The organism is Pontibacter rugosus (genome assembly GCF_042678745.1).
Taxonomy (GTDB): Bacteria; Bacteroidota; Bacteroidia; order Cytophagales; family Hymenobacteraceae; genus Pontibacter; species Pontibacter rugosus.
On record NZ_JBHTLD010000016.1, the window covers coordinates 14985 to 38377 of the forward strand.

Annotated in this window: 21 protein-coding genes; 5 read left to right on the top strand and 16 right to left on the bottom strand. The window is 47.2% G+C overall.

Features of this window, described 5'->3' with window-relative positions; translation table 11 throughout:
• Window positions 1-2: 2 nt before the first annotated feature.
• The 8 genes from ACFQ2O_RS03345 to pruA form a co-directional block, all read right to left on the bottom strand.
• Window positions 3-983: a 2Fe-2S iron-sulfur cluster-binding protein gene (locus tag ACFQ2O_RS03345; protein ID WP_377522909.1), complete on the bottom strand. Its 981-nt coding sequence runs from the start codon at window positions 981-983 to the stop codon at window positions 3-5.
• A 254-nt stretch (window positions 984-1237) separates the two neighbouring features.
• Entirely contained in the window at window positions 1238-2584 is a 1347-nt protein-coding gene (gene nuoF / locus ACFQ2O_RS03350) for an NADH-quinone oxidoreductase subunit NuoF (protein ID WP_377522912.1), read from the bottom strand.
• A gap of 157 nt (window positions 2585-2741) precedes the next feature.
• Complete coding sequence (locus tag ACFQ2O_RS03355; protein ID WP_377522913.1) at window positions 2742-3275, bottom strand: NADH-quinone oxidoreductase subunit NuoE family protein; 534 nt, start codon at window positions 3273-3275, stop codon at window positions 2742-2744.
• 60 nt (window positions 3276-3335) lie between these two features.
• The gene (nuoD, locus tag ACFQ2O_RS03360) at window positions 3336-4580 is read right to left on the bottom strand and encodes an NADH dehydrogenase (quinone) subunit D (RefSeq protein ID WP_377522915.1); all 1245 of its coding nucleotides are present in this window, start codon (window positions 4578-4580) and stop codon (window positions 3336-3338) included.
• A gap of 57 nt (window positions 4581-4637) precedes the next feature.
• Window positions 4638-5144, bottom strand: coding sequence for an NADH-quinone oxidoreductase subunit C (locus tag ACFQ2O_RS03365; RefSeq protein ID WP_377522918.1), 507 nt, complete (start codon window positions 5142-5144; stop codon window positions 4638-4640).
• A gap of 5 nt (window positions 5145-5149) precedes the next feature.
• Complete coding sequence (locus ACFQ2O_RS03370) at window positions 5150-5704, bottom strand: NADH-quinone oxidoreductase subunit B (protein WP_068837211.1); 555 nt, start codon at window positions 5702-5704, stop codon at window positions 5150-5152.
• 81 nt (window positions 5705-5785) lie between these two features.
• Window positions 5786-6166 carry an NADH-quinone oxidoreductase subunit A gene (locus ACFQ2O_RS03375; RefSeq protein WP_377522921.1) on the bottom strand — a complete coding sequence of 127 codons (381 nt, stop codon included), beginning with the start codon at window positions 6164-6166 and terminating at the stop codon, window positions 5786-5788.
• A gap of 225 nt (window positions 6167-6391) precedes the next feature.
• The gene (pruA, locus tag ACFQ2O_RS03380; protein ID WP_377522924.1) at window positions 6392-8026 is read right to left on the bottom strand and encodes an L-glutamate gamma-semialdehyde dehydrogenase; all 1635 of its coding nucleotides are present in this window, start codon (window positions 8024-8026) and stop codon (window positions 6392-6394) included.
• A 345-nt stretch (window positions 8027-8371) separates the two neighbouring features.
• On the opposite strand from pruA, the gene ACFQ2O_RS03385 reads away from it, so the two are divergent.
• On the top strand, window positions 8372-8788 hold the full coding sequence (locus ACFQ2O_RS03385; RefSeq protein WP_377522927.1) for a hypothetical protein: 417 nt from the start codon (window positions 8372-8374) through the stop codon (window positions 8786-8788).
• A gap of 87 nt (window positions 8789-8875) precedes the next feature.
• Here ACFQ2O_RS03385 and ACFQ2O_RS03390 read toward each other — a convergent pair whose 3' ends face one another.
• Both ACFQ2O_RS03390 and ACFQ2O_RS03395 read right to left on the bottom strand, forming a co-directional pair.
• Window positions 8876-9577 carry a YjjG family noncanonical pyrimidine nucleotidase gene (locus ACFQ2O_RS03390; RefSeq protein WP_377522930.1) on the bottom strand — a complete coding sequence of 234 codons (702 nt, stop codon included), beginning with the start codon at window positions 9575-9577 and terminating at the stop codon, window positions 8876-8878.
• A 127-nt stretch (window positions 9578-9704) separates the two neighbouring features.
• A complete protein-coding gene (locus tag ACFQ2O_RS03395; RefSeq protein ID WP_377522933.1) occupies window positions 9705-10091 on the bottom strand; it encodes an ArsR/SmtB family transcription factor in 387 nt (128 codons plus the stop codon).
• Window positions 10092-10184: 93 nt separating this feature from the next.
• Between ACFQ2O_RS03395 and ACFQ2O_RS03400 the strand changes: the two genes are divergently transcribed.
• Complete coding sequence (locus tag ACFQ2O_RS03400; RefSeq protein WP_377522936.1) at window positions 10185-10865, top strand: carboxypeptidase-like regulatory domain-containing protein; 681 nt, start codon at window positions 10185-10187, stop codon at window positions 10863-10865.
• Between the two features lie 217 nt (window positions 10866-11082).
• On the top strand, window positions 11083-12429 hold the full coding sequence (locus ACFQ2O_RS03405; RefSeq protein ID WP_377522938.1) for an NAD(P)/FAD-dependent oxidoreductase: 1347 nt from the start codon (window positions 11083-11085) through the stop codon (window positions 12427-12429).
• 906 nt (window positions 12430-13335) lie between these two features.
• Here the strand turns inward: ACFQ2O_RS03405 and ACFQ2O_RS03410 are convergent.
• The 3 genes from ACFQ2O_RS03410 to ACFQ2O_RS03420 all read right to left on the bottom strand — a co-directional run bounded on the left by ACFQ2O_RS03410 (window position 13336) and on the right by ACFQ2O_RS03420 (window position 17389).
• Window positions 13336-15663, bottom strand: coding sequence for a M1 family metallopeptidase (locus ACFQ2O_RS03410; protein WP_377522941.1), 2328 nt, complete (start codon window positions 15661-15663; stop codon window positions 13336-13338).
• 69 nt (window positions 15664-15732) lie between these two features.
• The gene (locus ACFQ2O_RS03415) at window positions 15733-16326 is read right to left on the bottom strand and encodes a HupE/UreJ family protein (RefSeq protein ID WP_377522944.1); all 594 of its coding nucleotides are present in this window, start codon (window positions 16324-16326) and stop codon (window positions 15733-15735) included.
• Between the two features lie 208 nt (window positions 16327-16534).
• Window positions 16535-17389 (bottom strand): alpha/beta hydrolase, encoded by an 855-nt coding sequence (locus ACFQ2O_RS03420; protein ID WP_377522947.1) that lies wholly within the window; start codon window positions 17387-17389, stop codon window positions 16535-16537.
• 142 nt (window positions 17390-17531) lie between these two features.
• Here ACFQ2O_RS03420 and ACFQ2O_RS03425 point away from each other — a divergent pair, with 142 nt between their 5' ends.
• Window positions 17532-18746, top strand: a complete 1215-nt coding sequence (locus ACFQ2O_RS03425; RefSeq protein ID WP_377522950.1) for a lactonase family protein — start codon at window positions 17532-17534, stop codon at window positions 18744-18746.
• Window positions 18747-18827: 81 nt separating this feature from the next.
• Here the strand turns inward: ACFQ2O_RS03425 and ACFQ2O_RS03430 are convergent, their stop codons facing one another.
• On the bottom strand, window positions 18828-19235 hold the full coding sequence (locus ACFQ2O_RS03430) for a hypothetical protein (RefSeq protein ID WP_377522952.1): 408 nt from the start codon (window positions 19233-19235) through the stop codon (window positions 18828-18830).
• 210 nt (window positions 19236-19445) lie between these two features.
• Between ACFQ2O_RS03430 and ACFQ2O_RS03435 the strand changes: the two genes are divergently transcribed.
• Window positions 19446-19811 carry a SpoIIAA family protein gene (locus ACFQ2O_RS03435; protein WP_377522955.1) on the top strand — a complete coding sequence of 122 codons (366 nt, stop codon included), beginning with the start codon at window positions 19446-19448 and terminating at the stop codon, window positions 19809-19811.
• Between the two features lie 34 nt (window positions 19812-19845).
• Here ACFQ2O_RS03435 and ACFQ2O_RS03440 read toward each other — a convergent pair whose 3' ends face one another.
• Entirely contained in the window at window positions 19846-20415 is a 570-nt protein-coding gene (locus ACFQ2O_RS03440; RefSeq protein ID WP_377522958.1) for a transposase, read from the bottom strand.
• A gap of 181 nt (window positions 20416-20596) precedes the next feature.
• On the bottom strand, window positions 20597-23215 hold the full coding sequence (gene clpB, locus ACFQ2O_RS03445; protein WP_377522960.1) for an ATP-dependent chaperone ClpB: 2619 nt from the start codon (window positions 23213-23215) through the stop codon (window positions 20597-20599).
• Window positions 23216-23393: the final 178 nt, after the last annotated feature.

The window sequence follows — 23393 nt, forward strand, 5'->3', positions numbered from 1 at the left end:
AATTAGTGCTGTGGCAGGTTTTTCTTAGTAGATGTTGGTAAGTTCGGTACAATAGGCACATTGATAACCGGCAATTCATAATGATTTGCTGATATAACAGACTGGCTATCGATGTGGCGTGGACCTTCAATGGTCCAGTCTTTCATTTCTTTTGTATCGAAGCGGCACGTGTTACAGATAAATTCTTCTACCTCGTTGTACTGGTCTTTGCGAGCCGTTACGCGTAGAACTTCTTCGCCACGTGCCCAAAGCGTTACTTTTCCAGAGCAGGTAGGGCAGTCGCGGTGTGCATCCATGGGCTTTGTGAACCACACACGGTTCTTAAAGCGCCAGGTCTTATCTGTCAAAGCACCTACCGGGCAAACATCGATCACATTTCCAGAGAAGTCGTTATCTACTACGTTCTCTATATACGTTCCGATCTCAGCGGCATCACCACGGCCTAAAACACCATGCACACGCTCCGGCGTAATCTGATCTGCTGTGTAAACACAACGGTAGCACAGTATACAGCGCGTCATGTGCAACTGAATATATGGACCCAGATCTACTTTGTTAAAAGAACGACGTTCTTCCTCAAAGCGTGTAGCGCTCACTCCATGCTCGTAGGAAAGGTCCTGTAAGCTACACTCACCAGCCTGGTCGCAAATTGGGCAATCCAGTGGGTGGTTGATCAGCAGCATTTCTACAATGCCTTTGCGGGCATTTAATACTTCTTCGTTGGTGGTGTTTTCCACTACCATGCCGTCTTGAACCTGCGTGATGCATGAAGCAACCAGCTTTGGCATAGGACGTGTATCTTTGGCAGAACCTTGCGTTACCTTAACCAGGCATACACGGCACTTGCCACCGCTACCTTTCAGCGGCGTATAATAACACATGGCGGGAGGGACAATGTCACCTCCAATTTTTCTTGCAGCCTGGAGAATGGTAGTTCCATCTTCTACCTCTATCTCGATGCCGTCAATCGTTACTTTAGCCATTTTATATATCGTTGTTCATTATTCGTTGTTCGTCAGAAGCTGAGCAACAAACAATTTAAGCTATACTTGTTTATACTTCATTTTACCATTCTGTAAGAACCTTGTGAGCGAGCCGCAACGGCTTTAACTCCCTTTATCCAAGTTTTTCAAAATGACAGACAATGAGTTGTATGATTCCTGTACTTCTATATCAAAACAAATGCTCGTCACTCCCAAAAATCTTGTGTCTTACGTCTTGATACTTGTGTCTAAATCTAAGCTGTTACTGCGTCTAATTGACCTCTGTATACTGCGCCAGGGGCTGTTGCCTCTTTTGGATACTTGATATGCCACTCGAATTCGTCACGGAAGTGACGAATAGCGGCTGCTACCGGCCAAGCGGCTGCATCTCCCAGCGGGCAGATAGTATTACCTTCAATTTGTTTCGCAACACTTACCAGCAGATCGATGTCCTGTGGATGTCCGTGACCGTACTCAATGCGGTGCAGCACTTTTTCCATCCAGCCTGTACCTTCACGGCATGGGCTACACTGGCCACATGATTCATGGTGATAGAAGCGGGCATAGTTCCACGTGTTACGCACAATACATTGGTCTTCATCAAACACAATGAAAGCACCGGAGCCCAGCATAGAGCCGCTTACAAAACCACCGTCTGATAAAGACTCGTAGCTCATCAGGCGTTGCTCACCGGTAGCTGTTTTCAGGATCAGTTCAGCAGGAAGAATCGGAACAGAAGAACCACCTGGCACTACTGCTTTTAACTGCTTTCCTTTCCAGATGCCACCACAGTACTCTTCAGAGTAAATAAACTCCTCAACAGGCACACCCAGCTCTATTTCATAAACGCCTGGTTTGTTGATGTTGCCGCTGGCAGAAATCAGTTTAGTACCTGTGCTTCTGCCGATGCCGATTTTTGCATACTCCGCACCTGTGTTATTCACGATCCAAGGCACAGCGCAGATAGTCTCCACGTTATTTACTACCGTTGGGCTTTGGAACAGACCTTTCACCGCCGGGAATGGAGGCTTGTTACGCGGGTTCCCACGCTTACCTTCCAAAGACTCCAGCAGTGCTGTTTCTTCACCGCAGATATACGCACCACCACCTGGAGCCACGTGCAGGTCCAGATCATAGCCAGAGCCAAGTATGTTTTTGCCTAACAAACCGGCAGCATACGCCTCAGCGATAGCTTTCTCCAGGATGCGCAGCACAAACAACAACTCGCCACGGATATAAATATAAGATGTGTTTGCTCCCAGTGCGTAGCTGGAGGTAATCATACCTTCAACCAATGCATGGGGGTTTTTCTCCATGAACCAGCGGTCCTTGAAAGTGCCTGGCTCAGATTCGTCCGCATTACATACCAGGTAACGCGGAACACCTTCCGGCTTAGCCAAAAAGCTCCACTTCATACCCGTTGGGAAACCGGCTCCACCACGGCCACGCAGGCCAGATGTCTTTACCTCTTCCACCACCTCTTCCGGAGACATCGTTTTCAGGGCTTTCTCTACAGATTTGTAGCCGCCGTGCTTACGATATACTTCCAGCGTTTCAATGCCGGGTACGTTTATATGTTCAGTTAATATTTTCAGTCCCATTTTAGCAGGATATATAGGTAGGAAGTTGCTTTACTGGCAGCTTGCCTGGTTATACTTTATTGTTATCTGACTAAAGACTTTATGACGAAGTACAAAAGAGATACTGTAAGTATGGTGTCTTTTGTCAAATAGTCTCTTGTCACAATGTTCTAGTAGTTTAATTTGCCCAGGTTGGCGTCTCGTGCTCCTTTTGGCGCATCATGGCTAAAAACTCATCCACACGAGCCTCACTGTCTATGTTCTCATAGAATACTTCACGCACCTGTAGCATTGGCCCTGATCCGCAGGAGGCAAGGCACTCTACCGGCTTCAGCGTAAACATACCGTCGGCAGTTGTCTCACCTTCTTCTATGTTCAGCTTCTGCTTTAGCATATCTATCATCTGATCAGCACCACGAAGGCAGCAAGGGCCGGTACGGCATACTTCCAACACGTGCTTTCCAACCGGCTTCAGGTTGAACATCGTGTAGAAGGTTGCTACCTCGTATACTTCAATCGGCTGTATGTTGAGAATCTCAGCGACTTTGTCCATCACCTCGGGGCTTACCCAACCTCCAAATTCAGCTTGCGCAACATGTAGTATAGGTAATAGCGCAGATTTCTGACGACCTTCAGGATAGTGGCTGATGTAGCGCTGTATCTCGGCCATTGCCGCGTCAGAAAACTTTACTTCGTTTAGTGTCTCTGCCATCTTTTCAATTGCCACTGATCATTTAGTGTTGATCAATGTTGAATGGTATATGATTAATAGTTAAGCGTCTAGCTCGCCAGCAATTACGTTCAGGCTACTCAGCGTCAGGATGGCATCAGCTAACTGACCGCCCTTGATCATCTCTGTATAAGCTTGGTAGTAGATAAAGCAAGGTCTGCGGAAGTGCAAGCGGTAAGGAGTTCTGCCGCCATCGCTGATCAGGTAAAAACCTAATTCACCGTTGCCGCCTTCCACACTGTGGTATACTTCGCCTACCGGAGCGTCTGTCTCACCCATCACAATTTTAAAGTGATAGATCAAGGCTTCCATACTTGTGTACACCTCCTGCTTTGGAGGCAGGTAATAATGAGGCGCATCTGCGTGGAAAGAACCCTCTGGCAGGTTCTTGTACGCTTGCTCAATGATTTTTAAGCTTTGCCATACTTCTTCGTTGCGAACCAGGAAGCGGTCATACGTATCACCGTTAGACCCTACTGGAATTTCAAACTCAAAGTCTTCGTAAGATGAGTACGGGTTCATCACGCGCACGTCATAATCAACACCAGCGGCACGCAGGTTAGGGCCGGTAAAGCCATAGTTCAAGGCACGCTCTGCTGATATAGCACCCACACCAGTTGTTCTGTCCATGAAGATGCGGTTGCGCGTCATCATTTTCTCAAACTCCGCCCATACTTTCGGGAAGCGCTTCAGGAACTCGTCAATAAGGTGCAGGGCCTTCGGTGAAAGGTCACGCTCCATACCACCTATGCGGCCCATGTTTGTTGTTAAGCGGGCACCGCATACTTCTTCGTAAATATCGTAGATGTGCTCGCGCTCCTGCATCACGTACAGGAAGCCTGTAAAGGCACCGGAGTCCACACCCAGGATGGAGTTACAGATCAGGTGGTCAGAGATACGGGCCAGTTCCATCATGATCACACGGATATACTGCGCGCGCTTCGGAACTGTAATTCCTAAGAGCTTTTCTACCGTCATGTGATATCCCATGTTATTGATAGGGGATGAGCAGTAGTTCATGCGGTCAGTAAGCGGGGTGATCTGGTAGAACGGCCTGCGTTCTGCTATTTTCTCAAAGGCACGGTGAATGTAGCCGATCGTTGGCACAGCGTCCATGATCTTCTCACCGTCCATTTGCAGGATGTTCTGGAAAATACCGTGCGTCGCCGGGTGCGTAGGCCCCAGGTTCAGCGTTGTAAGAGGGCGTTCCTCATGCAGGGCCAGTCCGTTGTCTTTGCGGAATTGCTCTAGCTCGGTGAGTTCAGCTGTTTTATGTTCAGTAGCCATGGTTAGTATCTTAGATTGTTTGCTGTGCACCATATAAGTGCCAGCAGCCAAACTGGCTTAACGTCCGAAAAAGGTATCTATCTTGTCTTCCCTTGTCTGGTCCTCCAGCGGGTACTGTTTCAGCATCGGGTGATACTCCATTTCCTCAATGTTGAGGATACGGGTCAGGTTTGGGTGGCCTGTAAACTTGATGCCGTAGAAGTCGAAAGTCTCACGCTCCATCCAGTTAGAGGCAGCATAAATATTAGTCAGCGTTGGCATCACCGCATCATCAGCAGGCATAAACACCTTGATTCGAATACGGTAGTTATGGCGCAGACTATGCAACTGGTACATCACACAAATTTCCTTGTCTTTCAAATCAGGAAAATGGATGCCGCACATGGTCGTCAGAAAGCTAATATCCAGTTCTTTATCATCGCGCAGGTACTGGATCAGGTCAATGATGGATGCGCGGTTTGTTGTGATGGTCATGATACCATCCGGGCTAAAAGCGTCCCAGATATTATCTTCACCAAACTTACTGATGATTTTGCCGAGTACGTTTTCGTTCGTAAGCTCCATTCTGCTTATTTAATATTATAAGAAGCCAAAAGTGCCTGGTACTCCGGAGAGTTACGGCGGCGCAGTGATTCGTTTTCTGCCAGGTCCTGCACACGCATCAAGCCATCCAGAATTTGCTCAGGGCGGGGAGGGCAGCCAGGTACGTAGACATCTACCGGTACGACACGGTCAATACCCTGCAACACGGAGTACGTGTCAAATATACCACCCGAAGAGGCACAAGCACCAACAGCGATTACCCAGCGCGGCTCTGCCATCTGCTCATACACCTGCTTCACAACCGGCCCCATTTTCTTGGCAATCGTGCCCATCACCATCAGAATATCAGCCTGACGAGGAGAGAAGCTAGGGCGCTCTGAACCGAAGCGTGAAATATCGTAGTTGGACCCCATGGTAGCCATGTACTCGATACCGCAGCATGATGTGGCAAAAGGCAAAGGCCAAAGCGAATGCTTACGGGCCAAACCTATCACTTTCTCAAATGAAGTGGCAAAGAAACCTGCACCTGATATACCATCTGGTGCGTCTACTAACTTTATATCGTTATTTGAATCGCTCATTTTAAGGATAGTTTGTTTTTACATGCTGGCAGTGTGCTGCCTGTAAATGCAACACTAATGCGCTTGTAAAAGTTTAATGCCTTATTCCCAATCTAGAATGCCTTTTTTGATCACGTAGAAGAATCCTGCCATGAGCAGAGACAAAAACACGAGCATCTGTAAAAAGCCATCTAAGCCAAAAGCCTTAAAGTTTACCGCCCAAGGGTACATGAAGATGATCTCGACATCAAACAGCACAAATAGAATGGCTGTCATGAAATACTTGTAGGAGATTGGGGTACGTGCATCACCCACAGATTCGATTCCGCTTTCCCAGGCAGCACCTTTTACCTCACTGTCTCTTTTAGGACCAAGCAGGTGCGTAAGCGTAAGCGCAAAAATCACAAAGCCAAGCGCTGCGGCAAACTGTATTAGGATTGGTAAGTAGTCCGATGGTATGTACTGGTGTACAGCTGATTCCATAACTCTTTCGTGCTTTCTTAAATTAGAGAGCAAAATTAGGTATAAATCATCAACAATCAAAAGTATAACGCACCTCTTAAATATGGTCTTAATTGGCTTTGAACGTATATTTAGCTTATTTTTAAATATTCTAAATAACAATTTTGTATAGACTCTATTAATACAAAAGGCCACGTCCTTTTTAGAACGTGGCCTTTGTTACAGCTATTCTTTACAAAGTATAACTTATTTATTCTCGCCCAGGAATGGGTAGCGGTAATCTACCGGCGGCACGAACGTCTCTTTGATGGAGCGTGCAGAAACCCAACGCAGCAAGTTCAGCATAGAACCGGCCTTGTCGTTTGTGCCAGAGGCACGCGCGCCACCAAACGGCTGCTGACCAACCACGGCACCCGTAGGCTTGTCGTTGATGTAGAAGTTACCGGCAGCGTTACTCAGCTTCTTCATGGCATGCTCGATTATATAACGGTCCTGACTCAGGATAGCTCCTGTCAGGGCGTAAGGAGAAGTGCTGTTTACCAATTCTAGCGTGTCTTCAAAGTTATTCTCATCATACACGTAGATAGAAATAACCGGCCCGAATATCTCTTCGCAAAGCGTAACATATGTCGGGTTGTGCGACAGCAGCACAGTTGGCTCGATAAAGTAACCTTTAGACTTGTCGTAGTTGCCTCCAGCGATAACTTCTACTTCGTTGCTGTTTTTGGCGTCATCAATATACTTGGCAATCTTGTCGAAAGACTTCTCGTCGATTACCGCGTTGATAAAGTTCGAGAAATCCTCAGGAGCGCCCATTTTAAAGGTCTTCAGGTCTTCCTGTACGTATCCTTTTACTTCTTCCCAAAGGTTGCTTGGGATGTAAGCACGAGAAGCAGCAGAGCATTTCTGGCCCTGATACTCAAATGCACCGCGGGTAATGGCCGTAGCAAGCGCTTTAGCATCAGCAGACTTGTGGGCAAGTATAAAGTCTTTGCCGCCTGTTTCGCCTACAATGCGTGGGTATGTTTTATACTTGTGAATGTTGGTACCGATCGTTTTCCAGATGTTTTGGAAAACGCCTGTGCTACCGGTAAAGTGAATACCAGCAAAGTCAGGATGATTGAAGATGACATCGCCAGCTTCAGGACCGTCTACATACACTAGGTTGATTACGCCGTCAGGCAGACCAGCTTCACGGAACAGCTCCATGATCATATGTGCTGCATATACTTGTGTGTTGGCTGGTTTCCATACAACCACGTTACCCATCATAGCGGCAGAGGCAGGCAGGTTACCGGCAATAGCCGTAAAGTTGAACGGAGTAAGTGCAAACACGAATCCTTCCAGCGGGCGGTGCTCCATGCGGTTCCACACACCTGGAGAAGACTCCGGCTGCATCTGGTAAATCTCCGTCATGTACTGCACGTTAAAGCGCAGGAAGTCTACCAGTTCACAGGCAGAATCGATCTCGGCCTGATAAGCGTTTTTAGACTGGCCTAGCATGGTGGCGGCGTTCAATCTTGCTCTCCAAGGGCCAGCCAAAAGTTCAGCAGCTTTAAGGAAGATGCTGGCACGGTGCTCCCAGCTCATGTTGGCCCAAGCCTCGTGCGCAGCCAGCGCCGCGTTTATAGCTTGTTCCACGTGTGACGCATCGCCATAGTTAAAATGGCCCAGGATGTGCTGGTGGTCGTGCGGTTGCAGCATTGGCTGCTTGTTGTCAGTATAAACTTTGTCGCCGCCAATGTACATCGGTACATCCAGTTGCTGCGACTTCAGCTCTTTATAGGTACGCTGTAGTTCCTCACGCTCAGGTGAACCCGGGGCGTAAGATTTTACAGGCTCATTAACAGGGGTTGGTACTCTAAAAAATCCGGTTGCCATCTTTTTTATAGTTTCAGATTTAGACTTAGGTTTTCGTACTACGGAGCCTCTATAAGAGGCTCTTTAGCAAAGGTAAGGCTTATTATTTGATTTTGTGGCATGGCTGAGGTAAGGTCTGGTTTCCATAGAAGGGGATAGAATAGTAAATCTATGGTTAAACAATTTAAAGGCATCATCTGCATTGCCAAAGATGTAAGGAAATCTCAAAAGTAACCCCATTGCTCCCTTTTAAGCCTTTCCTTCAGTTTAAATAGTAAACCAGATTGTAACCTTAATAGGCTGCTCCCACGTATACTCCTTCCGCTCTGGCCAAAAGAATGGCGAGCGTTTAAAGATTAAATTGAAATGACAAAGAAGTATAAAACATACACAAAATTAATGTTGGCTGGCGCCTTAGCCTTTTCCTTTGCTGCCGAAGCTACCAACTATACCTTAGCTAAATCAACAGAAGTAACTGCAAAAATGGCGCAGGAAGATGTAGCTATGCAGTGGCAAAAGAAGCTATTGGGATCTTACAGTGATATTAGCACGCTTACAGCTACTAACATAAGAGCAGCATATATTACGCTGCTTGAGAATGTGCGGGCACAACACAGCAATTGGAATGATGCAGATTGGAACCAGGCAAAGGCGGTGCTGGATAAATTAGACTACAAAAAGAACACCGTTGAAGATAAGCTGGACCTAACCTCTAAAGCCAAAATCAAAGCGCTGCAAGGAGAGTTCAGAACACTGGAAACCGCCGGAGACGTGAAGGACTAAATCCGCTTGATAGTAAGACAAGTATAGAAAAGGGCGAGACCAGCTGGTCTCGCCCTTTTCTATACTTGTTGTTTTCAGTGCTTATACTTACAGGATAGCTTTGAGCTCGCTAAGGCAGCTGATTTCATACGTAGGTTTCGGGCGTTTGCGGCCTTTTACCTGGGCGGGGTTAAAGTATACTTGATCTATACCTGCTGCACGAGCTCCTTCTACATCGCATTCGTAGTTGTCGCCAATCATCAGGCAATGCTCAGGTTTTACCTCTAGTTTGTCTAAAAGATGCTCAAACATCCTCCGATCTGGCTTTTTATAGCCACAGCATTCGGAGGTAATGATTTCTTTGAAATAATTGTGCAGCTTAGACGAACTCATCTTGATATGCTGCACCTCTTTAAAGCCATTCGTTACAATGTGCAGCCCATACTTTGGTTGCAGGTAATCCAGCACCTCATAGGTAAAAGGAAAGACTGCCGTTTTAGTGGGGCACATGTCAGTATAAGCTTCGGAAATGCCCTGCGGCAGCTCGTGTGGCTCCAGGCCTAAACCTGTCAGCGTTTTTACAAACCGGTCTTCACGCAGTTCTTTTTGTGTGATCTTGCCTTTATTATAAAGGTCCCAGAGGCGAACATTAACAAATTTATACTTGTTGTAAAACGAATCACAGTCAAATTTGCCGTGCTTGTTCAGCTCAAACTGTTCGTATAAAGTATAAAGTGTCTCCTCTGAGTTTTTTTCAAAGTCCCAGAGGGTATGGTCCAGGTCGAACAGGATGTGGGTGTATGTCTTCATGAGCTATAGTCAGGTATAAGTAAGAGTACAACGCGCCAGATGCACAGATGTTTTGCCATAGCGGGGTAAGGCTCTGTAAGGCAGGATACTAAAAGCGGCAGAATTCAGTTATATACCGGAAGTAATATTAGGTGGCCGTCCAGTGGCGGTTTTGCTGTTTATTTGCAGCTAGCTCCCTGTTCGAGAATAAAATATCGTATACTTCTTTGTCTTTCTGTAGCCTGGCGTCGCGCTCCATGTAGCTGAAAATCTGTATAACAAAATCAGCGGCTTCGTCTTTAATAGAGTAATATACCCACTGATCGATTTTGCGCGTTGACACCAGACCGGCATTACGGAGGTAAGACAGGTGGCGTGATGTTTTGGTCTGTGTAAAGTCCAGTACCTGCTCCAGATCGGACGTACACATTTCTTTGTGCTGCAGGATCAGGTGGAGAATGCGGAGCCGGGACTCATCGGCAAGTGCCTTTAGCACCTGTTGCCCGAAGGCCAGGCTAAAGTGTTTCAGTTTCATACGGCTGTGGTGGTAGTTGGATAGTGGCGCGGTCTGAACAAAATTAGGCAAAAGCTGCTATTATAAAAGAATAATTAAGTATAATTGTATCATATGACTTTTGCTGCCATACCTTCTAATATCCTTTCCCTTAAAACATATAAATGGTTATTGCTGCCGCTATTGGCCGTGCTGGTGCTGACAATGCCTGAGCAGGCGCAGGCGCAAAGTAAGCAGCGGGTAGTGCAGCTTTCAGGCTTTGTGGCCACCGGCGATAGTTTGTATGGCGTAACCGGAGCAGGCGTTTATGTGCCTAAAACTAACCGAGGTACTTATACCAACCAGTATGGCTACTTCTCGATGCCAGTGCTTGCAGGCGATAGTGTTCTCTTCAGCGCATTAGGCTTTAAAACGCAGTACATCATTATTCCCAAAACCTACGAAAGCGAGAGTTATTCTGTGATCATGCAGATGCAGGAAGACCCAACCGAACTACCCACGGTAGATGTGTTCCCGTGGCCAACAGAACGTGATTTCAAAGAGGCCGTTGCCAATGTTAGGCTACCGGATAAAGGGAATGCCATTATCACAAAAAACCTGGACCCGCGCAGGTTAGAAGAACTGGCCAAGATTACGCCAATGTCTGATGTGCAGAACTACAGGTTCTGGCAGCAACAACAGATACAGCAGCAGCAACAGCGCTACATGTACCCGTCTCAGATTAACATGATGGCTATCCCAGGATTGCTGAAGTCGCTCATGAACGGAGATTTTAAGCAGCAGAGCGGAAACTAACCATCCTTTCAGGTATAGGTTTTATCGCCGTTATGGTTATAGTTGCGACAGCAGAAGTATGATTTGTGCCTGTATAAAATATCAAGAGGCGGTTTTGGTAACTAACAAGATTACCATGCGTTATTTGCCAATGTAGCATTGTGCGTATACTACTATGCCAAGAAGCTAAATGTAGCTTCTTAATACTACCTACAGACTCCAAAACAGATCATAAACTATGTTAGAACCAGATCAGCTCTCCCTTAATATACCTGAAACCACTAAACCTCGTGTAATAATAGTTGGAGGTGGCTTTGGCGGTATAAATCTTGCCAAAAAACTTTCAGGTAAAGACTTCCAGGTGGTGATGTTTGATAAACAAAACTACCATGGCTTCTGGCCCCTGCTCTACCAGGTGGCTACTGCCGGGCTGGAGCCGGATTCTATTGCAGAACCGCTTCGTAAAATGTTCGGCTCCGATGATTACGAAGACTTCTACTTCCGCCTGGTTAAGGTAACGAATATAAACCCAGAGGCTAAAACTGTCTCCACGCTTATTGGAGATTTGCCCTATGATTACCTCGTAATTGCCACAGGCACCAAGCCAAACTACTTTGGGAACGATCAGATCAGAAAATACTCTTTCCCGCTAAAGCAGATACCTGAGGCCTTAAACCTGCGCAGCCAGATGTTGCAATGTTTTGAGCAGGCCAACATGTCTAAAGACCCGGAGGTGCGCAAGAGCCTGATGAACTTTGTGATTGTAGGAGGAGGGCCAACCGGAGTAGAACTTGCCGGCGCGCTTGCTGAAATGCGCAGGCATGTGTTACCAACAGATTATCCTGGTCTGGACTTTAGCCAGATGAACATTGTACTGGTAGAAGGTTTAGATCGGGTATTGCCGCCCATGTCGCCAGAAGCCAGTGAGAAAACCTTTAACTACCTGAAGGAACTGGGCGTGGAGATGCGGCTGAATACGCTGGTTGATACCTATGATGGAGAAGTGGCCGTACTGAAAAATGGAGAGCAGCTTAAAACGAATACCCTTATCTGGGCTGCCGGAGTGGCAGGGGCGCTAATTGATGGTTTGCCAGAGACATCGGTAGAGCGCGGACGTATACTTGTAAACGATTACAACCAGGTGCTGGGCTACGATAATATCTTTGCCATTGGCGATATAGCCTTTATGAAAACACCGGAATATCCGAAAGGGCACCCAGGTGTAGCACAGCCAGCGATACAGCAGGGTAAGTTGCTGGCAAAAAACATCAAACGCTTGTTCCGCCAAGAGCCACTGGAGCCTTTTAAGTATAAAGACAAGGGTTCGCTTGCCATTATTGGACGTAACCGTGCCGTTGCCGACCTTCCGGGGAACATGCATTTCGGCGGCTTTATAGCCTGGGCTATCTGGCTGTTTGTGCACGTGATGGCCTTGGTAGGTTTCCGGAACAAGTTGGTTGTGCTAAGCAACTGGGTCTACAAATTCTTTACTTATGAGAACGGCACCCGCTTGATTATCCGTCCTTTTGTGAGGAAGGGCGACAGAGCCAAGCGGAAGTTCATCAATAAGTATGGTGAGGAGTAGGGCTGGTGCATCAGTAGCTATGTAGATGCACTTTAATAAGCTGCTCTAAGGCTTCTTTTGAAAACCAATATGCCCGCTGTACTAGATGCAGCGGGCATATTTGGTTTTTATAAGTATAAATGACTATTTAATAGATTGTTGCTACATGCACCTGGCGCGATTTTTAATTTATATTTCTGACTGCTTCAGCTAATCCCGCTGGCGCGAGTTTTCAACTCGTGTCTAACTATGGTGGCGAGTTTGTAACTCAACTGGCTTGAAAAGCCATACTTGAATAGCGTCGGCTATACTTACTATACTACGCGTCAGACTGCCTCTGCTAAGTGTAGTTTATTCTTCTATAACTCCCGCTAGCGCTAGCTTGCAGCTATTATGGGTATAGCTTACAGCTCTACAGCCTCGACCATACTTTCACTGTCTCTTTCACCGCATCTTTAGCCAAGCTACCCTTTCTAGCTTCTGTTCATCCTCCAGCTCCCAAATGCCTATTGCTTCACTTTATACTTTGGAGCGCTCACAGCTGGGGTAGGGGCCCTATATAAGCGAGGGCTCGTCTTGGGGGTAGGGGCCCTTTACAACCGCATCGTGCTGTGTATCTTTCCTGCCTAACGGCTGCCGCTCGCGCGGCACCGGAAACCTACAAGGCGCTCAACGGGAAGACTGGGATCAGGTCAGTTAGCCTGGCTGACGAAGCCTCAGCCAGGCTTCCTCTCCTGCTCATGGGGAAGAGAAATATTTCAGCAACAAAACTTATACTTGTACAACAGCAGTAACAGCTGAAATATCCTTTTATCAAAGTAGCCGGGACTATACTTTAACTGCACTGCCAAAGCAACAGCATGATCTTAAACGAGAAAGGCTTCTGGAAATCCAGAAGCCTTTCTCGTTTAAGATAAGTATAAAAGACTACTGCCCGTTGCTGTTGCCTGTGCTGCGGCTGCTGGTAGCACGCTCACGTTGCATTGGGTTTTGGCCGTTGTTCTTTTGCTGGAAAATCTCGAACCGAGATGGCGCTGCACGACGTGGGAAATAGTTGTCAGATAAGTCAGTGTCAGCAGTTTCGCGGTATGGGTCTAGCTCAAAGCTTACCACCGGCTTCTCCGTAACAAATACCTTGGTGATATCATTGTTATTGTAGCGCCAGATCTCTGCCGGGATGTTAACTACTTCTTCAGAACCATCTTCATAGCTCATGCGCACGATCAAAGGCATAACTAAGCCACCTTTGTTCTGGAAGCTAACTTCATAGAAGTTAAGTCCGGAGTTTAAAATCTCCTTTTGCTCAGGAGAAAGCTGACTCAAGAATTGGCGATAGGCCTGCTCATCAGAAGCTGTGGTAGCCAACGGATCATACGTGTTGTAGAAATCCTTTAGCTCTGGTCTCAACTCTACGCGCGTTTTTTTAATTTCCTTTAGATTTCGCTGCTGCGACAGTGTTTGCGGAGCCTTGTTTTGCTGTTCGCGTTGCTGTGCGTTTACAAATGCCGGATCTTGTGAGTCAACTGTGTACCACTTCACATCTGACATGGCAATGTCGGTATGGTCGGTAGTATAGAACCAGCCTCTCCAGAACCAGTCCAGGTCTACACCTGAGGCATCTTCCATAGTACGAAAAAAGTCAGCAGGCATCGGGTGCTTAAAGGCCCAGCGTCTGGCGTATTCTTTGAAAGCATAATCAAATAGCTCCCGGCCCATTACTGTTTCACGTAGAACATTGAGGGCAGTAGCTGGCTTACCGTAGGCGTTGTTACCGAACTGCAATACAGATTCAGAGTTAGTCATGATAGGCACCTGCGTGTCTTTGGCACTTTTCATGTACTCTACTATATCCTGCGGTTCACCGCGGCGCGACGGGTAGCCTCGTTCCCATTCCTGCTCCGAAAGGTACTGCATAAAGGTGTTCAGGCCTTCATCCATCCAGGTCCACTGGCGCTCATCTGAGTTGATGATCATCGGGAAGAAGTTGTGGCCTACCTCGTGGATAATCACAGAGATCAACCCATACTTGATACGGTCTGAATACGTGCCGTCCGGCTCCGGACGGTACCCGTTAAAGGAGATCATCGGATACTCCATACCACCTACCGGACCGTGTACAGAAATTGCCACAGGATAAGGGTAGTCGATGGTGCGCTTAGAGTATGTTTCTAATGTATGTGCTACTGCCTCGGTAGAGTACTGTCCCCACAGCGGGTTTGCTTCTTTCGGGTAATAAGACATAGCCAGCACATTTTTGCCGCCCACGTTTACGTTCATAGCATCCCAGATAAACTTACGGGAGCTTGCCCAGGCAAAGTCGCGTACATTTTTGGCCGAGTATACCCAGGTCTTCTTATTCTTAGCTTTGTTTTTTTCTGCCTGTGTCGCTTCTTCCTGCGTTACAACCACTACCGGCTTATCGCTTTTGGCTGCCTGAGCCCAACGTTTCTGTTGCGTAGAAGATAGCACCTGGTTTGCATTCTGCAGCTCGCCCGTACCAGCAACCACGTGATCGGAGGGTACGGTAATGCTTACTTTATAATCACCAAAAGGCAAAGCAAATTCACCACTACCCAGGAACTGCTTGTGCTGCCAGCCGTTTACATCGTCATACACAGCCATGCGCGGAAACCACTGTGCCATCTCGTACAGGTAGTTGCCATCCTCTGGGAAATACTCGTAGCCAGAGCGGCCACCTAGCGTTTTCTGATTGTTGATGTTGTGTTTCCAGTCGATGTTAAAGCTGAAGCTCTGATTCGGTTTCAGCGGCGAAGGCAGGTCTACACGCATCATGGTATTGTTGATGGTATACTTCAGCGGTTTGCCACTTCGGTCTGTTACCTTGCTGATCTTAAAGCCGCCGTCAAACTTTTCGCGTGCCATATACTCCACAGCACGTAGCTGTACCTTTTCCTGCAGCTTTGCTGTGCTGGTAAGGTTGCTCATTGAGTTAGGCTCAAATATATTCTGGTCTAGCTGCACCCATACATAGCTCAGCACATCTGGCGAGTTATTGGTGTAGTTGATAGATTCAGAGCCGGTAATGGATTGGTTCTGGTCGTCCAGTTCTACTTTTATAGTATAATCAGCGCGCTGTTGCCAGTACTGATGGCCGGGTGCGCCCGATGCAGTGCGATATGTGTTAGGAGTTGGCAGTTCCTGCCCCAGCTGGGCAAATTTAGTATCCTGTGCCAGCGCCGCCAAGGGGCCTGCCACTAAGCTTACCAAAGCCAAACCTGCTATTAAATTTCTCATTTAGTTAAGGTAGATCGGTTATCGGTGTATGGTAGTAATAGTAGTAATATAAAGGTAACAGATTGATTGCTAGAATATACTTGTTTCCATCATTAAAATCAAGGCTACGCCAGCTGCGGCACTGGAAAGTACCATAATCCAGTCTCTTTTTTTTGCCTGGAGCACATTCATAATTACAAAACCTGCTACAAGGATGATGCCTACAATTAGTAGCTGACCTAGTTCGATGCCAATGTTAAAGGCCAGCAACTGCTGCCACATATCTCCGTTCCGGCCCAACATCTGCCGCAGGAAATTAGAGAAGCCCATGCCATGTATCAGGCCAAAGAAAATAGCCATCAAATTGTGCAGCGATAGAACAGTCGCCTGCTTAGATGCTGCTCCCTTCAGCTTAAAAAAGTTGGTGATGCAGGTGAAAAGTATGGTGACAGGTATAAGAAACTCAATCAGGGCTGTGTCGAATTGTATAATTTTAAACGTGGCCAAAGCCAACGTTATACTATGGCCGATGGTGAAGCTGGTAACAAGCGCAATTACTTTTTTCCAGTCCTGCAACGTATAAATGGCACTTAGCGCCAGCAGGAACAGCATATGGTCGTAGGCTTTAAAATCAAAGATGTGATGAAAGCCTAATTCTATATAAGTGGAGAAAACAGATGACACAGCGTTACTTAAAGTATGGTGATAGAAGCAAAGATGCAAATTAAGCAGGAACAGGCTCAGTTGCAACGTGGGAGCTGGATGTAGAAGCCGATTGCCCTGTGTTGTGACATAAAATCGACGAAAACCTGTCTCGGCTCTACTAAGGGAGGCGTGAGAATGTATTGAAGACTGTCTCTTAAGTATAAAGATAGAGCTGTTGCTAGTTTAATTATTTGTTTGCTGCCAGTGCCTCTGCTCGTGCTTTCTGGAAGAAAACCAGGTGATATTCTAAGGCATTGCCCCAGTAAGGCCAGGTATGAGCACCTGGTCGCTCCACATAATCGTGCGGTACTTTTTCGTAAAGCAGGCGGCGATGCAACTCACGGTTGGCTTCTATCAGAAAATCGCTCACGCCACAATCTATTATAAATTTCACTCCGCTGGCTTTTAGCTGCGGCACTAGGTGCACAATAGAGCTTGCCTTGTAGCGGTCCATGTTTTGTGCTTTAGGCCCGAGTAAAGGTTCAATGCCAGTGGTAAGTATGTCTCCTTCAATAGCTGAAAGGTCTACAGCGCCGCTCATACTTCCTGCTGCCAGATATAGCTCCGGGTGGCGAGCAGATAAATATAAAGCACCATGCCCGCCCATACTTAAACCTGAAATAAAACGGCTGTTCTTATTCTTGATGGTTCGGTACGAATTATCAACCTGTTGTACCAGTTCTTGCGTAATAAAAGTTTCATATTGGTTAGCAGGGGCAATTGGGCTATCCAGGTACCAGCCGCTAAAGCCACCTTCAGGCGTAACAATAATCATCTGGTATTTATCTGATAGTTCAGCTAGCAAGTTTTTGTCAGGTGTTTTGGTAAGCCAGTCGCGAAAGTTGCCGCTGTAGCCGTGCAACAAGTATAAAACAGGAAATGGACCGTTTTTCTTCTTTTTATAAGTATCTGGTGTTACTACACCTGCTCTTAATGTTTTGCCCATAGCTGTGCTGGCTATTTCCAGAGTATCAACCTGGGCGGCACGGGCGCCAAACAAGAACAGACAGAAAAACAGAAGGAGTAATGGCTTCTTTATCATAGTTTGATGTTTAAAAGATGCAGAGTAGGGCTGATAGGTAATTTTAAATTTTGTAGGCCAATATAAGGATAATAATTACTTTGGTATATAACTATGGCCGCTGCCTGGGCGAGGGACAGCATCCAACTAAACAAGAGATTGAATGAAAAGTAAACACAACCATACCCGCAGCAGCTTTCTAAAAACAGCTGCAACAGTCCTTGCCGTATTTTCCATGGCTTTTACTGCCTGTAGCTCATCTGATACTGAGCAGGCAGATGCTGACACAGTCTTATCAGAAAACGAAACAGATAGCACTACTACATCTATGGTATACATTGGCACTTATGCAGCAGCAGATTCTTCCAGCATTTTTTTGTACCACATCGACACCGAAACGGGCGAATTGAAAAAGGCGAACGGCTTTCAGGGAGGAGAAAGTCCTTCATATCTTGCACTTGATCCAAGTGGAAACTACTTATATGCCGTTAATGAGATGCAGGAGTTTGAAGGTCGACAGGGTGGTGCTGTTAGCGCTTTCTCAGTTAACCAGAAGACGGGGGATATATCGCTACTTAACAGGGTTTCATCCCGAGGAGGATCACCCTGCCATATTGCTATAGATGGGAACACAGTATTGGTGGCAAACTATATGGGTGGCAATGTGGCTTCTTTTCCATTGCAGGAAAAAGGGAAGATAAACGAAGCCGCCTCGTTGGTGCAGCATAGCGGCACTGGTCCAAACCCAGAAAGGCAGGAAGCTCCTCATGCCCATTTCATCTCTCCCGGACCAGAAAACAGGTTTGTATTCTCAGTAGATTTAGGAGCTGATAGAGTATTCGGCTATCGCCTTGATGAGAACTCGTTGGTGCCAAACAGCCCGGCTGTGGCCTTTGCTTCCAAAGCTGGTTCAGGTCCCCGCCACCTGGCTTTTCACCCCAGCGGCAGCTATGCATACTTGCTGCATGAGTTAAACTCTACCATGGTGGCCCTGGCTTATAATGGAGAGGAAGGTACTTTTACAGAAATTCAGTCGTTGCCTACACTGCCGGAGGGCTTCTCTGGGAACAACCAGCCCGCTGCCGTGAAAGTGTCAGCTGACGGAAAGTATGTGTACGGTTCTAACCGTGGGCATAACAGCATTGTAGTGTATTCTGTGGATGAAAATACAGGTAAGTTAACATTCGTGCAGCACGCAAGCACAGGCGGCGACTGGCCCCGTGATTTTACCATAGACCCTACTGGTAAGGTGCTGCTGGTAGCCAATGAGCGCTCTAACAACGTCACTACTTTTATGATCGATAACGCAACAGGTAAACTGACTGCTACCGGGCATGAGGCACAGGTACACAAGCCAGTAAACTTAGTGTTCCGGTAATATAAGTTTTCATACATAACTAAAAAGGGCCAGCTATAACAGCTGGCCCTTTTTAGTTATGTAGGGGATGGAAAGGCAGATTTACTCCGTCACCCTGATCATAGTTGTTCTTGTTTGGCCGTCTTTTGTGGCGTGAATCATCTTATCTGCTCCTTCCCACGAAACCAGGGCTGTATCTGTATGAGAGCCGTATTTAATGCTAAGCGTTTGGTCTGTAGGGTTGTAAAAATAGCCGCCACGGAAGCCCCTGCCATCTGTGCTTAACTCCATCCTGAACTGCCCAGATTCCTCAAACACAAAACGCATGGCGCTTTGGTGCAGGGTACTATCGATGCCGCTTGCTGCTTTGGCGTTTACATCATTGCCAATCTGCATGTCCACCAGTTTCCAGCTTCCAACAATGGAATAATGACTTTGCTGCTTATGAAAGGTAAAAGCAACAGTAGTACAAAGTATAAGCAGGGTGATGATTGGCAAGTATAGCTTCATGATAGAGAGTAAACACAGGTGAGCTGCGCAAAGTAGTTAAAGATACAGATTTCTTTAGTCGCAAATGCATCAGCTAAAGGTAAACGAACATGGTGCAGCTATCGTTCAGGAAAAGCAGGCTGGCAAGAAATACCAGCTGCTGCTAAAACATGTTTTTTTGCTTTGTAGAGGCCTCAAGAGTACAGTTTGTTTAACTTAACCAACCATATTATGCTTAGGATACTGCCTGAAACCAAAGAAAACCTGCTGGCTGTTCAGATAAGCAAAGAGCTTCGTGTCGCCGACTTTGACCAGTACCGCAACCTGCTCCGCGACCTGATGGGCAAGTATAAAGAAGCGCGTTTATACTATGAAATGATTGACCTTGACCTGACGGATGTAAGTGCTGTGGCTGCCGTAGAGAACGGAATGTTTGATGTAGTGCATGGCTTGGATTACGGCCGCGTGGCCATGGTAGGAGAGAAGAAGTGGCAGGAGTGGGCCGCAAACCTGATCAGCCCCGTTAAGAAAAAAGGCGTGCGCTTTTTTGACTTGGCAGAGAAGGAACAGGCGATGGCGTGGGTACAGGATGAATAAGTTACCTGCCGCGAGCTGAAAGCTCGCGGGAGAGTTACTCAATCAAAATAATATCAATTAAGCCTTTGTTTCCAGCGTAGTCTCTGGCGCTGCTGTATAGATACTCCCAAGGCTCCTCCACGAAGCCCGCTTCTACAGGGTTTTGGTGTAGGTAATCCAGCTTTTGCTGCATGATAAGGTTGTTATGTAACTCAATAGGATGGTTGTGATGCTGCCAGAACTGATATATGTCAGTACTTGGGTTAGAGCTTCCTGCCCTGCGGAACATCCACAGCAGCCATTCTTTCCGGCTCTCCTGGTTATGTTCTTCTAGCATATTAAGTATGACTTTGGCTGTGTGCCGTTTCATGTCACGAAGTATGCCTTCTATCGGTTCTATGTTGCTCCCTATAAGTTCTATGTTGCTCCCTATAAGTAAATGCACATGGCTGCTCATGATGCACCAGGCATAAACTTCCAGGCCCTTATGCTTAATGCAGTACTTCAGGCTTTCTACCACAACTTGCTTATACTCCCGTCGCACAAACAGGTCAATCCAGTTTACCACCGCAAAAGAAACAAAGTATAGTTTCGTCTGATCTCTGATTTTGTAGTTGCGGCTCATAGTTCTCTTTTTTTGTTTCTACCGCGAGCTTGTAGCTCGCGGTTGTACATAGGGCAAGCTTTCAGCTTGCGTAACTTTAATTTATACTTACGTGAGCTGAAAGCTTGCGGGAAGGCTACAAAACAAAAAGCCCCACCAATGGTGGAGCTTTTGCTCAACTAAACTTTATTCTTTATACTCTTTATTCCCCTGTAGGGATTTCAATAGCAACGTTCACGAAGCGAATTTTACCATCTTCCAGCGTGGCTTCTACCACAGAGTCTTTGCTGATCCTACCAGCCAGGATGTCCTTCGAAAGCTCGTTCAGGATTTGGCGCTGTAGCACACGCTTCAGTGGCCGGGCACCAAACTGCGGATCGTAGCCCTGCTCGCCCAGGTAATCCAGTACCTCATCGGTGGCGATCAGCTGTATACCTGTCTCCTCCAAACGATCCTGAATCTGCTTGAACTGGATGGTAACAATCTTTCTGATGTCGCCACGGCTCAGCGGACGGAACATCACCAACTCATCGATACGGTTCAGGAACTCCGGCCTAACTGATTTCTTCAGCAGGTCGAACACTTCCTCTTTGGTACGCTCGATCACTTCGTCATGGTTAAACTCGTTCATCGTCTCAAAATTGCTCTGGATGATATGCGAGCCAATGTTCGAGGTCATGATGATAATGGTGTTCTTGAAGTTCACCACACGGCCTTTGCTATCAGTTAAACGACCATCGTCGAGCACCTGTAGCAGGATGTTGAATACATCCGGGTGCGCTTTCTCAATCTCGTCGAGCAACACCACAGAGTATGGCTTGCGGCGGATAGCCTCTGTCAACTGGCCACCTTCATCATAACCCACATATCCCGGAGGCGCACCAACTAATCTGCTTACCGCATGGCGTTCCTGATACTCACTCATGTCGATGCGCACCATGGCGTTATCGTCGTTGAAGAGGTAATCAGCAAGCGCTTTGGCAAGCTCTGTTTTACCCACACCGGTTGTACCCAGGAAGATAAATGAGCCAATCGGACGCCTTGGGTCTTGCATACCGGCACGGCTTCGGCGCACGGCATCAGAAATGGCTTCAATCGCTTCTTCCTGACCGGCTACGCGTTTGCCCAACTCCTGCTCCAGGTGCAACAGCTTTTCGCGGTCGCTCTGCAGCATTTTACTTACCGGAATGCCTGTCCATTTGGCTACTACCTCGGCAATGTCCTCAGCGTTCACTTCTTCCTTCAGCATCGGGTTCTCGCCCTGCATTTCGCGTACCTGCTCCTGCAGCTGCTTAAGCTTCGCTTCGGCTTCTTGAATTTTACCGTAGCGCAGTTCTGCTACGCGGCCATAGTCACCGGCACGCTCGGCTTGCTCTGCTTCCAACTTGAACTGCTCAATATTTTCCTTCTCTTTCTGTAGCCCTTCAATGATCTGCTTTTCGTTCTGCCACTTGGCTTTCAAATCATCGCGCTTGCCACTCAAATCGGCTATTTCTTTAGAGAGCGTAGCTTCTTTATCTCTGTCGTTTTCACGGCGGATAGCCTCGCGCTCAATTTCCAGTTGCATGATGCGGCGCTGAATTTCGTCTAGTTCCACTGGCAGCGAGTCGATCTCAATACGCAGCTTCGCCGCCGCTTCGTCCATCAGGTCAATGGCCTTGTCTGGCAAAAAGCGATCAGAGATGTAGCGGTTCGACAGCTCCACAGAGGCAATGATCGCATCGTCTTTGATGCGCACGCCGTGGTGCAGCTCATACTTGTCTTTGATACCGCGCAGAATCGAAATAGCATCCGGCACGTTGGGTTCGTCTACCATCACTGCCTGAAAACGACGCTCCAGCGCTTTGTCCTTCTCGATGTACTTCTGATATTCTTTCAGCGTAGTCGCACCGATGGCATGCAGCTCACCACGCGCCAAGGCTGGCTTCAGCAGGTTGGCTGCGTCCATGGCACTCTCGCCTCCGGCACCGGCACCAATCAAAGTATGTATCTCGTCAATGAAGAGCACGATCTCGCCTTCCGCATCAATCACTTCCTTGATCACCGCCTTTAGACGCTCCTCAAACTCACCTTTATACTTGGCACCTGCCACCAGCAGACCCATATCCAGGCTCATCAGCGTCTTCGACTTCAGGTTCTCGGGCACATCTCCGGACACAATGCGCTGTGCCAGGCCTTCCACGATGGCGGTTTTGCCCACACCAGGCTCACCCAAAAGTACCGGGTTGTTCTTCGTGCGGCGGCTCAAAATCTGCAGCACACGACGTATCTCTTCGTCACGGCCAATCACCGGGTCAATCTTACCGGCACGCGCCAATTCGTTCAGGTCTTTGGCGTAACGCTTCAGCGAGTTATACTTGGCCTCTGCGTTCTGGTCAGTTACTTTGGTGCCACCGCGTAACTCTTTAATTGCTTTCTTGAGGTCTTTTTCGTTGAAGCCTACGTCCTTCATCAGGCCAGCCACTTTGTCGTGACCAGCTAAGAGGCCCAGCAGCATGTGCTCTATGGCTACGTATTCATCGCCAAATTCTTTAAGATTGGAAGTAGCTTTCTGCAGCGCCGCATTGGCATCGTTTGCCAGGTAAGGGCCGCCTCCAGTTACTTTCGGATAGGCTGCTACAATTTCATCTAACTTGCTGTTGAGAATGTTGCCGTTGATGTTCAGCTTCTGCAACAGAAAGTTGGTCACGTTCTCGTCTGTTTGGAGAATTGCTTTCAAAATATGCCCAGTTTCGATAGCCTGCTGCTGGTTGCCGCCTGCTATCTCAGTAGCCTTCTGAATGGCCTCCTGCGCTTTAATCGTATAGTTATTGAAGTTCATATCTTCGTCTGTTTTCCTTTGGTTTTACTTACGATAACTATATTATCAACTTACGCACCAGTGGTACTTTTAGGTGGTTTTACTGTAATTATGTCATTTTTATAAGTGAGATTTAGAGGAAATGCAGCCAAAATGTCTGAATCAGGATTTACAGGATATGTAAAGATCAACAGGATTT